At 39.1% G+C, this 13,900-nt stretch carries 15 protein-coding genes; all 15 read left to right on the top strand.

The features are described from left to right. The first annotated feature begins 58 nt into the window (after positions 1 to 58). The 15 genes from RWZ99_RS05180 to RWZ99_RS05110 all read left to right on the top strand — a co-directional run bounded on the left by RWZ99_RS05180 (position 59) and on the right by RWZ99_RS05110 (position 13,752). Positions 59 to 541: a DUF5590 domain-containing protein gene (locus RWZ99_RS05180; RefSeq protein ID WP_314676860.1), complete on the top strand. Its 483-nt coding sequence runs from the start codon at positions 59 to 61 to the stop codon at positions 539 to 541. Between the two features lie 4 nt (positions 542 to 545). After that, positions 546 to 1,727: a pyridoxal phosphate-dependent aminotransferase gene (locus RWZ99_RS05175; RefSeq protein WP_314676859.1), complete on the top strand. Its 1,182-nt coding sequence runs from the start codon at positions 546 to 548 to the stop codon at positions 1,725 to 1,727. A gap of 38 nt (positions 1,728 to 1,765) precedes the next feature. Continuing rightward, positions 1,766 to 3,112 (top strand): asparagine--tRNA ligase, encoded by a 1,347-nt coding sequence (asnS, locus tag RWZ99_RS05170; RefSeq protein WP_314676858.1) that lies wholly within the window; start codon positions 1,766 to 1,768, stop codon positions 3,110 to 3,112. A 24-nt stretch (positions 3,113 to 3,136) separates the two neighbouring features. After that, positions 3,137 to 3,544: a hypothetical protein gene (locus tag RWZ99_RS05165; RefSeq protein WP_314676857.1), complete on the top strand. Its 408-nt coding sequence runs from the start codon at positions 3,137 to 3,139 to the stop codon at positions 3,542 to 3,544. Positions 3,545 to 3,652: 108 nt separating this feature from the next. Further along, positions 3,653 to 4,033 (top strand): RidA family protein, encoded by a 381-nt coding sequence (locus RWZ99_RS05160; RefSeq protein WP_008534794.1) that lies wholly within the window; start codon positions 3,653 to 3,655, stop codon positions 4,031 to 4,033. Positions 4,034 to 4,206: 173 nt separating this feature from the next. Next, positions 4,207 to 4,860, top strand: a complete 654-nt coding sequence (gene queC, locus RWZ99_RS05155) for a 7-cyano-7-deazaguanine synthase QueC (protein WP_314676856.1) — start codon at positions 4,207 to 4,209, stop codon at positions 4,858 to 4,860. Further along, positions 4,860 to 5,303, top strand: coding sequence for a 6-carboxytetrahydropterin synthase QueD (queD, locus tag RWZ99_RS05150; RefSeq protein ID WP_314676855.1), 444 nt, complete (start codon positions 4,860 to 4,862; stop codon positions 5,301 to 5,303). Before queC ends, queD begins: the two co-directional genes overlap by 1 nt. Next, positions 5,296 to 6,012, top strand: coding sequence for a 7-carboxy-7-deazaguanine synthase QueE (gene queE, locus RWZ99_RS05145; protein ID WP_314676853.1), 717 nt, complete (start codon positions 5,296 to 5,298; stop codon positions 6,010 to 6,012). The genes queD and queE overlap by 8 nt, the downstream gene beginning before the upstream one ends. A gap of 120 nt (positions 6,013 to 6,132) precedes the next feature. Beyond that, the gene (gene queF / locus RWZ99_RS05140; protein WP_314676852.1) at positions 6,133 to 6,624 is read left to right on the top strand and encodes a preQ(1) synthase; all 492 of its coding nucleotides are present in this window, start codon (positions 6,133 to 6,135) and stop codon (positions 6,622 to 6,624) included. A 234-nt stretch (positions 6,625 to 6,858) separates the two neighbouring features. Continuing rightward, a complete protein-coding gene (locus tag RWZ99_RS05135) occupies positions 6,859 to 8,691 on the top strand; it encodes a CAP domain-containing protein (protein WP_314676851.1) in 1,833 nt (610 codons plus the stop codon). A 125-nt stretch (positions 8,692 to 8,816) separates the two neighbouring features. Continuing rightward, a complete protein-coding gene (locus RWZ99_RS05130) occupies positions 8,817 to 9,587 on the top strand; it encodes a DUF1003 domain-containing protein (RefSeq protein WP_314676850.1) in 771 nt (256 codons plus the stop codon). Further along, a complete protein-coding gene (gene rapZ, locus RWZ99_RS05125; RefSeq protein WP_314676849.1) occupies positions 9,568 to 10,458 on the top strand; it encodes an RNase adapter RapZ in 891 nt (296 codons plus the stop codon). The genes RWZ99_RS05130 and rapZ overlap by 20 nt, the downstream gene beginning before the upstream one ends. Continuing rightward, positions 10,455 to 11,429 carry a YvcK family protein gene (locus tag RWZ99_RS05120; RefSeq protein WP_314676848.1) on the top strand — a complete coding sequence of 325 codons (975 nt, stop codon included), beginning with the start codon at positions 10,455 to 10,457 and terminating at the stop codon, positions 11,427 to 11,429. The genes rapZ and RWZ99_RS05120 overlap by 4 nt, the downstream gene beginning before the upstream one ends. Further along, positions 11,426 to 12,337 carry a DNA-binding protein WhiA gene (whiA, locus tag RWZ99_RS05115; RefSeq protein ID WP_314676846.1) on the top strand — a complete coding sequence of 304 codons (912 nt, stop codon included), beginning with the start codon at positions 11,426 to 11,428 and terminating at the stop codon, positions 12,335 to 12,337. Before RWZ99_RS05120 ends, whiA begins: the two co-directional genes overlap by 4 nt. A gap of 17 nt (positions 12,338 to 12,354) precedes the next feature. Then, positions 12,355 to 13,752 (top strand): C69 family dipeptidase, encoded by a 1,398-nt coding sequence (locus RWZ99_RS05110; RefSeq protein ID WP_314676845.1) that lies wholly within the window; start codon positions 12,355 to 12,357, stop codon positions 13,750 to 13,752. Positions 13,753 to 13,900: the final 148 nt, after the last annotated feature.

Below are 13,900 nucleotides of genomic sequence, written 5' to 3'. Positions count from 1 at the left end.
TGTAAAGATTTATCTTTTTCTGATATAATAAATTCAGAAACTTTTTTTAGGAGGCATTATGCGTAAACAACGAACACCGTGGACAAAAAAGCAACAGCTTATTTTTGGAATGACTGTACTCGTTGTGACTGTAATTGCGTCCATTACAGCAATGCTAGTTGTTGCAACAAAGCCATATGTCGATGCCGAAAAGCAAGTGATTGCTATAGCTAAGAGCAAAGCTGATATTCGTACCGTTTCTGAATTTAATATCTACAACGGTCAGGCTACCTATTATGGCCTTCTTGGAAAGTCAAGTAAGGGTGAAAAATTAGCCCTTATCGTTAGTAAAGACTCAGGTGTGGTCGATATCTATAAGCAGTCTGAAGGTATAAGTAAGTCAGTGGCTAAGAAAGCAGCCAAGGCCTATGGTGCCAAGGATATAGACTATGTGCACCTAGGGAAATATGGCAAAACTCCTATTTGGGAAGTGAAGTCAGGGACCAAGTATTATCTGGTTGATTTTATCTCAGGTCAGGTTATTAAAGTGGAAGGACTATAATGAAATGACAAAATTATCAAATCGTGTATTACAAATGGAAGAAAGTGTTACTTTAGCTGCTAGTGCGCGTGCTAAAGCTCTTAAAGCTCAGGGACGTGATATCTTGAGCTTAACACTTGGTGAGCCAGATTTTGTGACACCTAAGAATATTCAAGATGCTGCGATTGCGTCTATTGAAAATGGGAAAGCAAGCTTTTATACCGTGGCTTCTGGGCTTCCAGAACTCAAGGAAGCTATTAGCACCTATATGGAAAATTTCTACGGTTATTCTGTTAAACCTAACGAAGTTGTTGTTGGAACAGGTGCTAAGTTTATCTTGTATGCTTTCTTTGCTACGGTTATCAATCCTGGTGATGAAGTCATTATTCCAACACCTTGCTGGGTTTCTTACGTAGACCAAGTTAAAATGGTTGAAGGTGTTCCAGTTACTTTCCAAACGACTGAAGCAAATCACTTTAAAGCTACAGTAGAGCAACTTGAAGCAGCTCGTACTGAAAAAACCAAGGTTGTTTTGCTTAATTCTCCATCAAATCCAACCGGAATGATTTACAGCAAAGAAGAATTGCAAGCAATTGGTGACTGGGCAGTTGAGCATGATATTTTGATTTTAGCTGATGACATTTATGGTCGATTGGTCTACAATGGCAATACTTTCACACCAATTTCAAGCTTGTCAGATGCTATTCGTAAGCAAACAATTGTTATCAATGGTGTTTCTAAGACATATGCTATGACAGGTTGGCGTGTAGGATTTGCTGTCGGAGAACCAGAAATTATCTCAGGAATGGCGAAGATTATCAGTCAAACGACATCAAATCTTACAGCAGTTTCTCAATATGCTGCTATTGAAGCCTTAACCGGTGATCAGTCTTCTATCGAAGAGATGCGTCAAGCCTTTGAAGAGCGTTTGAATACGATTTACCCACTCTTGGCTGAAGTCCCTGGTTTTGAAGTCATTAAACCTCAAGGAGCTTTCTACCTCTTCCCTAATGTCAAAAAAGCTATGGAAATCAAAGGCTACACAGATGTCAATGAGTTTACAAATGCAATTCTTGAAGAGGCAGAGGTGGCTTTAGTGACAGGTGCAGGATTTGGTGCTCCTGAAAATATTCGTCTTAGCTATGCTACAGATTTGGATACTTTGAAAGAGGCTGTTCGTCGTATCAAAGCATTTATGGAAAAATAAATTTTAATATAGATCAAAAGAAAAGAGAAGTAAATTACATGTCTAAACAATTAGTTTCAATTATTGATGTGCCTAAACACGTTGGTGAAGAAATCACTATCGGGGCTTGGGTGGCGAATAAATCAGGAAAAGGTAAAATTGCTTTCTTGCAATTGCGTGATGGAACAGCCTTTTTCCAAGGTGTTGCTTTCAAACCAAACTTTATCGAAAAATTTGGTGAAGAAGAAGGTCTTGAAAAATTTGACAAAATCAAACACCTTAGCCAAGAAACTTCTATCTACGTAACTGGTATTGTCAAAGAAGATGAGCGTTCAAAATTTGGTTATGAATTGGATATTACTGATATTGAAGTTATCGGTGAGTCTAAAGACTACCCAATTACTCCAAAAGAACACGGAACTGACTTCTTGATGGATAACCGTCACTTGTGGTTGCGTTCTCGCAAACAAGTAGCAGTGATGCAAATCCGTAATGCTATTATCTATGCCACTTATGAGTTTTTCGACAAGAATGGCTTCATGAAATTTGATAGCCCAATTCTTTCAGGAAATGCTGCAGAAGATTCTACAGAGCTTTTTGAAACAGACTACTTCGGAACACCAGCTTACTTGAGCCAATCAGGACAGCTTTATCTTGAAGCAGGTGCTATGGCTCTTGGTCGTGTCTTTGACTTTGGTCCAGTATTCCGTGCTGAGAAATCTAAGACTCGCCGTCACTTGACTGAGTTCTGGATGATGGATGCTGAGTACTCATACTTGACACATGATGAGTCACTTGACTTGCAAGAAGCTTATGTAAAAGCTTTGCTTCAAGGTGTTCTGGATCGTGCTCCTCAAGCTTTGGAAACATTGGAACGTGATACTGAACTCTTGAAACGCTATATTGCAGAGCCATTCAAACGCATCACTTATGATGAAGCCATTGATCTTTTGCAAGAGCATGAAAACGACGAAGATGCTGACTATGAACATCTCGAGCATGGTGATGATTTCGGTTCACCACACGAAACTTGGATTTCAAACCACTTTGGCGTACCTACTTTCGTCATCAACTACCCAGCAGCTATCAAGGCTTTCTACATGAAACCAGTTCCTGGAAACCCAGATCGCGTGCTTTGTGCAGACTTGCTCGCACCAGAAGGTTACGGCGAAATCATCGGTGGTTCCATGCGTGAGGAAGACTACGATGCCCTTGTTGCTAAGATGGAATCACTTGGTATGGATCGTACAGAATACGAATTCTACCTTGACCTTCGTAAATACGGTACAGTACCACACGGTGGATTTGGTATCGGTATCGAGCGTATGGTAACCTTCGCAGCTGGAACTAAACACATCCGTGAAGCTATTCCGTTCCCACGTATGCTACACCGTATCAAACCATAAGTAAATTTTCTAGGAGTGCAAAGTATGAAAAGATGGCTACTTGGTTTATCAGCCCTAGTTTGTTTGGTTTTATTAGTTGCTTGTAGCAAATCTGCTCCCTCTTTACAAGGAGAGTGGAAAGCTCAAGACGCTTTGAAAAAAGATTATAAGGTTATTTTCAAGAAAGATAAAGTTAAGATTGGTGAGCAGGATTATAACTATACAGTAGATGGTCCTAAGTCTAAAGATAACCATACTTATTATTCTCTTAAAGTAAAAGATCAGGGAAAAGAAACAACTTATACAGTCTTTTTTCCAACAAATTCTAAAGAGATTGCTCTCTTTCTAGAACCTAGTGATACTAAAGAACCCCTAAAAGGGCAAATGCTCTTCGCACTCAATAAAAAGGAAAAACCAGACTACTATGACTATGTCAAAAAGTATCTGAAATAAAGAGAGAAGAATCATCCTTGAGGTGATTCTTTTCTTTTTGAAAATATATATTTCAATTTTCTGAATATTTTGTTATAATAACAACATACTAGTCAAAGGAGAACTATCATGGCAAAAACTATTCATACTGATAAAGCACCAGCTGCAATTGGACCTTATGTTCAAGGTAAAATCGTAGGAAATCTTTTGTTTGCATCTGGTCAAGTGCCATTATCACCAGAAACAGGTGAAATCATTGGTGAAACGATTCAAGAACAAACAGAACAAGTCCTTAAAAATGTTGGTGCTATTTTGGCGGAAGCTGGAACAGACTTTGACCATGTTGTCAAAACAACATGTTTCCTAAGTGACATTAACGATTTCGTTCCATTTAACGAAGTTTATGCAACTGCATTTAAAGCTGACTTCCCTGCTCGTTCAGCAGTTGAAGTGGCGCGCTTGCCAAAAGATGTAAAAATTGAAATCGAAGTTATTGCTGAGATTGATTAAGGAAGAGAGCCTTGGCTCTTTTCTTTTTGTCTTAACTATGATACACTATCATAGATAAATAATTTTCGATGTTTGGGAGACACCATCGCTAAAAAAAACCAGAAATGGCGTTTTTTGGCTCCCTCAAGGGAGCTTTTTATGTGTCTAAGACATCAGAGATAAAGAGGAATATTATGAAACGTCAATCTGCTGTGGTCGTCTTTAGTGGCGGTCAAGACTCTACAACCTGCCTATTTTGGGCTTTAAAACATTATGAAACAGTTGAATTAGTTACCTTTGCTTATGGGCAACGTCATAGCTTGGAAATTGAGGTTGCCAAAGAAATTGCAAAAGAACAAGGGCTAAAGCATCATGTTTTGGATATGTCTTTGCTTGGTCAAATCACTGAAAATGCCTTAACATCTGATATTGAGATTGAAGCTGAAGAAGGTGAAGTGCCTAATACCTTTGTGGACGGACGTAACCATCTCTTCCTTTCTTTTGCAGCTGTGCTAGCTAAGCAACGTGGTATCACTGACATTGTTACGGGTGTTTGTGAGACAGACTTTTCTGGTTATCCAGACTGTCGTGATGTTTTTGTTAAATCACTTAATGTCACACTCAACCTTGCTATGGCCTATGACTTTGTTATTCAGATCCCTCTTATGTGGTTAGATAAGGCTGAGACTTGGGCTTTGGCTGACCAACTCGGAGCTTTTGACTACGTTCGTGAAAAAACGCTGACTTGCTATAACGGTATTATAGGGACAGGATGTGGTGAATGCCCTGCCTGTCACTTGCGTCAAAAAGGTCTTGAAAAATATCTGGCTGAAAGAGGAGAAGTTTAATGTTCTTTGCACCGAAAGAAATCAAGACTGAGACAGGGGAGTCACTAGTGTACAATCCACACCGTACGATGGTTTCTAAAGAATTTACTTTTGATGCTGCCCATCATCTCTTTAATTATGAAGGAAAGTGCAAATCCCTTCATGGGCATACTTACCATCTTCAGATAGCAGTAAGTGGTTACTTGGATGAGCGTGGTATGACTTATGATTTTGGTGATCTTAAGAGTATTTACAAAAATCATTTGGAACCTTATCTTGATCACCGTTATCTCAATGAGACTTTGCCTTATATGAATACGACTGCAGAAAATATGGTTTTCTGGATTTTCCAGACGACGAGTCAACATTTGCCTGAGGAAAGAGGGCTTCGTTTGGAATATGTACGCCTATATGAGACACCGACAGCTTTTGCGGAGTTTAGACGGGAGTGGTTAGATGACTAGAGAACGAGTACTTAAACTACCAGTTCTTGAAATTTTTGGGCCGACCTTTCAAGGTGAAGGTCGAGCTATTGGGCAAAAGACCATGTTTGTAAGAACTGCAGGATGTGATTATCACTGTGATTGGTGTGATTCTGCCTTCACATGGGATGGTTCAGAAAAACCAACCCGTATGACAGCTGATGAAGTAATTGAAGCTTTGGATGCTTTAGGAACTTACGACTATGTTACCCTATCTGGTGGTAACCCTGCCCTTTTAGCAGCTAATATGGCAGAACTCGTATCAAAACTCAAGGCAAGAGGCGTGACTTTGGCTGTTGAAACCCAAGGATCTCGTTGGCAGGAGTGGCTAAGAGATATTGATCAAGTAACCTTAAGTCCTAAACCACCATCATCTAAGATGGAAGTCAATATGGAGACACTTGATTTTATTGTTTCCCAGCTTGATCCTGATAAGCTTACTTTTAAGGTTCCCGTCTTTGATGACGCTGATTTGGCTTTTGCTAAGATGATTCAAGAGCGTTATCAACCAGATGTTATGTTTCTCTCAGCTGGCAATCCTGAACCAAAAGCAGAAGGAAATATTGTCCAACATCAATTAGATCGCCTCAAGGAACTCTGGGAAACAGTAGCTTCTGATGACACATGGGGTAATGTTCGTGTCCTCCCACAGCTTCATACCCTACTGTATGATAATGAGCGTGGTGTCTAGTCTTCAATAATTTAGATTAACATTGATAGTATTTTTGTTTTTCTTAAGTAAAATATTAGAATATCAAAGTGTAAATTGACCATGTTATGGTCTAGCTAATTAACAATAAAGGAAGAAAAAATGTCACAACAAGAAGAAATGAAAAACCTAACCCTCCTAGGTAGTAAGGAGACACCTTATATTTTTGAATACTCTCCACAAGTTTTGGAATCTTTTGATAATCGTCATGTTGATAATGATTATTTTATCAAATTCAACTGTCCAGAATTTACGTCACTTTGTCCTATTACTGGGCAACCAGATTTCGCTAGCATCTATATCTCTTATATTCCAGATCAGCTTTGTGTGGAGTCTAAATCTCTAAAGCTTTATCTCTTTAGTTATCGTAATCATGGAGACTTCCACGAAAACTGTATTAATACCATTGGTAAAGATTTGGTGGAGCTTTTGAACCCTCGTTACCTCGAGGTTTGGGGTAAATTTACGCCTCGTGGCGGTATTTCAATTGACCCCTATTACAACTATGGTCGTCCAGAAACAAAGTATGAAAAGATGGCTGAGCAACGTCTTTTTAATCATGATCTTTATCCTGAAAATATTGATAATCGCTAACCAAATAATGAAAGTCCTTATGAGAATAATGGACTTTTTTTCTTGCTAAAAAATCGATTAAACGGTACCAGAAGTAAAAATCCTATTAACATTATATTGGTCAGATATTAGAAACTTCTATTATTAAAATAATTTGACAATAGAAGTTTTATTTCTTACAATTAAGGTGTAAAAGGAAGTGTAAGCGGTTGCTTACAAAAAGGTATATTTGTTTTTAAAAAGGGGATGAAAACAATGAGAAAAAGTTTACGTTTAATTTCGTGTGCTGTATTAGGAGCAGCCATATTATCACCAACGCTGGTCGGTAAGGATCATGCTGAAGCTGATAGTTATTATGGTCGTGGATATTCTTATAACTATACTTATAACCCATGGTATAACAACTATTATTCAGGATATAACTACGGACATAATGGTTATTACCCAGGTTATAACTACAATTATGGTTATCCAAATTACAACTATGGCTACAATGGTTACTATCCAAACTATAACTATGGCTATGATTATGGTTATAACAATTACAACGAATCAGGTACTTACCGATATAGCAATGGTTATTTGTACTACATCTTAAGTGATGGTAGCTACTATGTGAACTATAACGGTCGTTGGGTTCGTGGTGGCGACTATAATAATAATGGTGGTTCTAACAACACACCAACGACTGGTTATGAGGTTTTGAGAAATGACCCTCACTACCGTTATGAAAATGGTATTCACTATTATTTGAAAGATAATGGCGACTATTACTATTATTCAAAGGGTAAGTGGATCCTTGTTAAAGCTTCAAGCACAGATTCTGAAGCTCCAACAACCTCAGAAACAGCTTCAACCGCTGACTCAACATCATCAGCGAGCTCAGAAACAGCATCAACCGCTGATTCAACTTCGGCAGCAAGGTCAGAAACAGCTTCAACAGCTGATTCAACATCATCAGCGAGCTCAGAAACAGCTTCAACCGCTGACTCAACATCATCAGCGAGCTCAGAAACAGCTTCAACCGCTGACTCAACTTCAGCAGCGACCTCAACTGGTAACTCAAGTTCAACTGTAACATCTGAATCTTCTTCAGCAGCAAGTTCAGAAACTGGTTCAACCTCAGAAACAAGTTCCGAAGCTCCTGAACTTGAAAAACCAGCATATGCACCTGAAACGAACATTGATTATGATAAGTTGCCAAAACCAACATTGCCACCGACAGATTATCGTATGTACTCAGATCCAAGATTTGTAGATGACAATGGTACCTATTACTACCGTGTAGCTACGACTGATGAAGATTATGCGCGTGGTATTGATGGTTACTACAAATGGGTTGATGGCAAGTGGAAACTCTACAATGGTACTGCAAGTGATGATCCAGAGCTTGATCCAGAATTCCACAAACCAGCAGATAATGACGAGTACGTGTATGATGATAACGCATCAAGCGTTAAATTGTATTCTGAAAATGTAGTTGGTACAGGTAAAGCTGGTGAAGCTCTTCCATTCCAAAATGTTGATGAATTCAAAGACTATGTCATTAATAATTTTGCTCCAAAATTCGTAGACAATGCTGGCTGGGACTGTAATGTAACTTGGGAAATTGAAGATGTTGATAACTTCAACGCTTCTAAGGGTAGTGCTTGGGCACGTGACTATGTTATTACAGCTAACCTCAAGAGCGGCGTTAACGACAAAAAATATAGTGATGTTGAATTTGGATATGTTAAATTTATTTATCATGTAGAACCAACTGAAAATTCTGACTATGTTGAACTTGATTCAGCGAGGGCTGCATTTAACGAAATTAATGCACAACGTAAAGCAGCAGGTTTGCCAGAGCTTACATGGTCTGATGATCTTTACAATAGCACAACTCTTCCACATGCCAAAGATATTTCACACACATATAACAGTGATGGTGTTGTTTACCGTCGTGAATCTGATGGTTCAGTGGTAGCAAATAAATGGTTGAGTAGTGGTATTCGTGAGCTTCTAATGAGTCCGGATGCTACCCAAGCAGCAGTTGCTTGTGTTGTCGCTGGTGATGGTACTTACTACTGGACTTTGAACTACCAATAAGAAGATTTTAAATAATTGTCCCAATATAGGAGGAGTCCGAGGTTAGTCTTGGACTCTTTTACTTTATCGATTGAACGTTTGAGTCTTCAATGTGGTATAATAGAGCCTAGAAAGAAGGCGAAACTATGCAGGTAAAGAGAGTTCAAGATTATATCTCCAAAGAGTGGTTTGACGAAACAGATGGTTCTTATTTTGAACGACTGAATAGTCGTTTACAGGTCCTTCTGAGAGAAGACTACCCTGATTTACAAGGGCATGATTTTATAAGTAATATCAGCCTTTTAGATTATAGGTTAGTTTTTCTCGACGAGGTTATTGCAAATGCCAATGAGAAAAATGAGCACGTGCGTGAAACAGTTCATGATGTGACTAAGAGTTTGCTCTACGAGGACCAGGATGTCCAGGAACAATTGGATAGTCGAATTACTTTTGGACAAAAAGTTGCGGATGAAGTGGCCAGATTTGGTGGATCTTGGACTTTTATCTTGTCATTCATTGCTTTTATGGCTATTTGGATGGGGCTAAATGTTGTCCAACCCTTTGGCATTGCTTTTGACAAGTATCCATTTATTCTGTTGAATCTCGCCTTATCCACACTGGCTGCAGTTCAGGCACCTCTAATTATGATGAGTCAGAATCGAGCATCGGATTACGATCGATTGCAAGCACGAAATGACTATCACGTCAATAAACAATCAAAGGAAGAAATCCGACTTTTACATGAAAAGATTGATCACTTGGTGCAACAAGACCAATCAGATTTGCTCACTATTCAAAAATTGCAGACAGAAATGATAATGGCAGTTAGTCAACAAGTTGAGAAAATGTCAGATGATATTCGTGTTTTGAAAGAAATGAGACTAGAAAGGGAGACTCATGAAGACAAAGAAAATTAATTTAGTTGTTGTTACTGGTATGAGTGGTGCCGGTAAGACTGTAGCAATTCAATCATTTGAGGATATTGGTTATTTTACCATTGATAATATGCCACCTTCATTGGTACCAAAGGTTATCGAGTTGGTGAAACATAGTGAAGAGACAGATAAGATTGCTCTTGTAGTAGACATGCGTAGTCGAGTTTTCTTTGACGAAATTAACGATATTTTAGATCGGTTGGAAAGCAATGAGGAACTCAATTTCAAGATTCTTTTCTTGGATGCTACGGATGGTGAATTGGTTTCTCGTTATAAAGAGACACGTCGTAGTCATCCATTGGCGGCAGATGGACGTGTTTTGGATGGAATTAAGCTAGAGCGTGAACTTTTGTCACCACTTAAGAGCCTGAGTCAAAATGTGGTGGACACAACTGAACTTACTCCACGTCAGCTTCGTAAGGCTATTTCTGAACAATTCTCATCAGAGCAAGACCAATCTTCTTTCCGTATTGAAGTTTTAAGTTTTGGGTTTAAATATGGATTGCCATTAGATGCAGATTTGGTATTTGATGTCCGTTTCTTGCCAAATCCATATTATGATCCTGCTCTTCGTAACCTCACTGGCTTGGACAAAGAAGTTTATGATTTTGTTATGACTCATAAGGAATCAGAGAATTTTTACAAGCATTTAAGTCAGCTCATTAAACCAATCCTTCCAGGCTATCAAAAAGAAGGTAAATCTGTTCTTACCATTGCTGTTGGATGTACAGGTGGTCAACACCGTAGTGTAGCATTTGCGCATCGTCTAGCTCAAGATTTAAAAAATGATTGGACGGTAAATGAAACACATCGTGATAAGAATCGACGTAAGGAGACGGTGAATCGTTCATGAAAAAACCAAGAATTACAGTAATAGGTGGTGGAACTGGTATTCCAGTTATTCTTCGTAGTTTGCGTCATAAAGATGTTGATATCACAGCTGTGGTAACTGTGGCTGATGATGGCGGTTCTTCAGGAAATTTGCGTGATATCATGCAATTGACCCCTCCAGGGGATTTGCGTAATGTTTTGGTGGCTATGAGTGATATGCCCAAACTTTATGAACGCGTCTTCCAATACCGTTTTGATCAGACTGATGGTGCTTTGGCTGGTCACCCACTTGGAAACCTGATTATCGCTGGAATCTCAGAAATGCAAGGGTCTACCTATAATGCTATGCAGCTTCTAACGAAGTTTTTCCATGTTACAGGTAAGATTTATCCTGCCAGCGAGACTGCTCTAACCCTTCATGCCGTTTTTCAAGATGGACATGAGGTGGCAGGTGAGAGTAGCATTTCCCAATACGACGGCATGATTGAACGCGTCTATGTGACTAACGCTTACAATGAAGAGGTGCCGAAAGCTAGTCGTAAGGTTGTCGCTGCTATTATGAATAGTGACATGATTGTACTAGGACCTGGCTCCCTTTATACATCGATTTTGCCAAATCTGGTTATACCCGAGATTCGTCAGGCACTTATAGAGACTAAGGCTGATGTCACTTACATTTGTAATATTATGACTCAGTACGGAGAAACGGAACAATTTTCTGATGCTGACCATGTGGCTGTTCTCAATCGTCATCTTGGCTCTGATGTTATTGATAATGTTTTGGTTAACATCAAGAAGGTTCCTCAGGAATACATGGCTAGTAATAAATTTGATGAATACCTTGTTCAGGTTGAGCATGATTTCGAGGGCTTACGTAGTGAAGCAAAAACAGTAGTTTCTTCTAATTTTCTGCGACTTGAGAACGGAGGTGCCTTCCACCATGGCGATTTGGTAGTGGAAGAGCTTATGCATCTAGTGAGGAAGAGGTCATGAGTTTCACGATTAAGGTTAAAGAAGAGATAATTGCAGCCTCGAGTAGAGATATAGCGGAATTGTCAGCATTGATTAAGATGTCTGGTTCCGTTGGTTTAACGAATCAAGGGCTGACTCTTTCTATTTCGACAGAGAATGCAAAGATTGCTCGTCATATCTACCAGTTGATGGAAAATCGCTACCATTGCAATCCTGAATTGAGGCATTATAACAAGACTAATCTCAAGAAAAATCGTGTTTACACTGTCTTTGTTGCTGAGAATGTCAATGACATTTTGTCTGATTTACAATTAGCAGATTCTTTCTTTGGCTTTGAAACAGGCATTGAAACCTCAATAATGGAAGATGACGAGGCTGGAAGATCCTATTTACGGGGTGCTTTTTTGGCAACTGGAACGGTACGTGATCCTGAAAAAGGACGTTATCAATTGGAAATCTTCTCTGTCTATCAGGACCATGCAGAAGATTTAGCATCTCTCATGAAAAAATTTATGCTTGATGCCAAGGTTTTGAGCCATAAAAATGGTTTTGTAACCTATCTTCAAAAAGCTGAGGATATTATGGATTTTCTAATCGTTATTGGTGCTATGACTTCTAAAGAGATTTTTGAAGAGGTCAAAATCATGAGGGAGACCAGAAATGATCTCAATCGTGCTAATAATGCTGAGACAGCTAATATTGCTAGGACAATTAGTGCTAGTATGAAAACAATAAATAACATTATCAAGATTATGGACACGGTTGGCTTAGAGATTTTACCAGTTGAACTGCGTCAAATTGCCCAACTCCGTATTGCCAATCCAGATTACTCTATCCAGCAAATCGCAGATAGTATAGAACCTCCTCTAACCAAGAGTGGTGTCAACCATCGTCTCAGAAAAATTAATAAGATAGCAGACGATTTGTAAGTAGAAAGGAAGCTTTTATGGCTTGTACAACGATTTTAGTAGGTAAGAAAGCCTCATATGATGGCTCTACCATGATTGCACGTACTGAAGATTCTCAATCAGGCGTTTTTACGCCCAAAGAGTTCCTGGTAGTAACCCCTGAAGACCAACCGCGTCATTATCAGTCTGTGCTTAGCAAGTTTTCAATTGATTTGCCAGATAATCCTTTACGTTATACCTCTGTACCAGATGCGCTTGGTAAAGACGGTATCTGGGGTGAAGCTGGTATTAACTCAGCTAATGTTGCCATGAGTGCAACAGAAACAATCACCACTAATGCGCGTGTTCTTGGTGCAGATCCTCTTGTTAAAGATGGATTTGGCGAGGAGGATATGCTGACTCTGGTTTTACCTTATATTAAAACTGCGCGTGAAGGTGTCCTTCGCTTGGGTCAACTCCTTGAAACTTATGGAACTTATGAGTCAAATGGTATTGCTTTTTCTGACACTGAAGAAATTTGGTGGCTAGAAACAATTGGTGGTCACCATTGGATTGCTAGACGTGTTCCGGATGATGCCTATGTTACCAACCCAAACCAACTTGGTATCGATCATTATGAGTTTGAAAATCCAGACGACTATCTTGCCTCACCAGATATTCGTGACTTTATCAATAAGCATCATTTGGATTTAACCTATTCTAACGAACATTTTAATCCACGCTACGCTTTCGGTAGCCAACGAGATAAGGATCGTCATTACAATACACCACGCGCTTGGGCTATGCAGAAATTTTTGAATCCTGAAAAGGACTATGATCCAAAATCATTCTTCATTCCATGGTGCCAAAAACCTTACCGCAAAATTACAGTTGAAGATGTTAAATATGTTTTGAGTCTTCATTACCAAGATACGTCTTATGATCCTTATGGTCCTCAAGGAGACGCTGTAAGTCAACGCCAATTCCGTCCAATCGGTATTAATCGTACAAGTCAAACGGCACTTTTGCAAATGCGTCCTAACAAACCTGCAGAAACGACTGGTATCCAATGGTTAGCCTATGGATCAATGCCTTTCGCAACGATGGTGCCATTCTGGACTCAGGTCGGAACGACACCTGCTTATTTCCGTCAAACGACAGATAAGGTTGATACAGGTAATTTTTACTGGAGCAACCGTTTGATTGCTGCAATCTGTGATCCACATTTCCAACAGCATGAAGCAGATTTGGATGATTACGTCGAAACAACTATGTCACTTGGACATGCCATGATTAATCGTGTAGATACTGCTTTGGCAAATGATGAAAGTGTTAATTTTGAAGCTGAAAATCAAAAGATAAGTGATCAGATACAGTTAGAAACAGATAAACTATTGGCAAAAGTTATAGATGATGCAAGTAATTTAATGACTAATCGTTTTTCTATGAGTGATTAAAGTCATCAAAAAAGGGCTCTTTGTCAACTGTAGTGGGTGACGAAAAGCTAACATCTAGAGAGGACCTGATAGGTTTTCTCTTTTTGTATGTTCAGAGTGATGAAAACACGTTTCTTAAAGTTGATGAAGTTTCTAAAACCAAAGCCCA

This window comes from uncultured Streptococcus sp. (genome assembly GCF_963545685.1).
Taxonomy (GTDB): domain Bacteria; phylum Bacillota; class Bacilli; order Lactobacillales; family Streptococcaceae; genus Streptococcus.
Note: the sequence above shows the minus strand (reverse complement) of the source record. Positions and strands in the feature narration are given on the sequence as shown.

Excerpts from the sequence above, each read along its gene's own strand:
- RWZ99_RS05180 (WP_314676860.1), top strand. The coding sequence starts at position 59 with ATGCGTAAACAACGAACACCGTGGACAAAAAAGCAACAGCTTATTTTT.
- RWZ99_RS05175 (WP_314676859.1), top strand. The coding sequence starts at position 546 with ATGACAAAATTATCAAATCGTGTATTACAAATGGAAGAAAGTGTTACT.
- asnS (WP_314676858.1), top strand. The coding sequence starts at position 1,766 with ATGTCTAAACAATTAGTTTCAATTATTGATGTGCCTAAACACGTTGGT.
- RWZ99_RS05165 (WP_314676857.1), top strand. The coding sequence starts at position 3,137 with ATGAAAAGATGGCTACTTGGTTTATCAGCCCTAGTTTGTTTGGTTTTA.
- RWZ99_RS05160 (WP_008534794.1), top strand. The coding sequence starts at position 3,653 with ATGGCAAAAACTATTCATACTGATAAAGCACCAGCTGCAATTGGACCT.
- queC (WP_314676856.1), top strand. The coding sequence starts at position 4,207 with ATGAAACGTCAATCTGCTGTGGTCGTCTTTAGTGGCGGTCAAGACTCT.
- queD (WP_314676855.1), top strand. The coding sequence starts at position 4,860 with ATGTTCTTTGCACCGAAAGAAATCAAGACTGAGACAGGGGAGTCACTA.
- queE (WP_314676853.1), top strand. The coding sequence starts at position 5,296 with ATGACTAGAGAACGAGTACTTAAACTACCAGTTCTTGAAATTTTTGGG.
- queF (WP_314676852.1), top strand. The coding sequence starts at position 6,133 with ATGTCACAACAAGAAGAAATGAAAAACCTAACCCTCCTAGGTAGTAAG.
- RWZ99_RS05135 (WP_314676851.1), top strand. The coding sequence starts at position 6,859 with ATGAGAAAAAGTTTACGTTTAATTTCGTGTGCTGTATTAGGAGCAGCC.
- RWZ99_RS05130 (WP_314676850.1), top strand. The coding sequence starts at position 8,817 with ATGCAGGTAAAGAGAGTTCAAGATTATATCTCCAAAGAGTGGTTTGAC.
- rapZ (WP_314676849.1), top strand. The coding sequence starts at position 9,568 with ATGAAGACAAAGAAAATTAATTTAGTTGTTGTTACTGGTATGAGTGGT.
- RWZ99_RS05120 (WP_314676848.1), top strand. The coding sequence starts at position 10,455 with ATGAAAAAACCAAGAATTACAGTAATAGGTGGTGGAACTGGTATTCCA.
- whiA (WP_314676846.1), top strand. The coding sequence starts at position 11,426 with ATGAGTTTCACGATTAAGGTTAAAGAAGAGATAATTGCAGCCTCGAGT.
- RWZ99_RS05110 (WP_314676845.1), top strand. The coding sequence starts at position 12,355 with ATGGCTTGTACAACGATTTTAGTAGGTAAGAAAGCCTCATATGATGGC.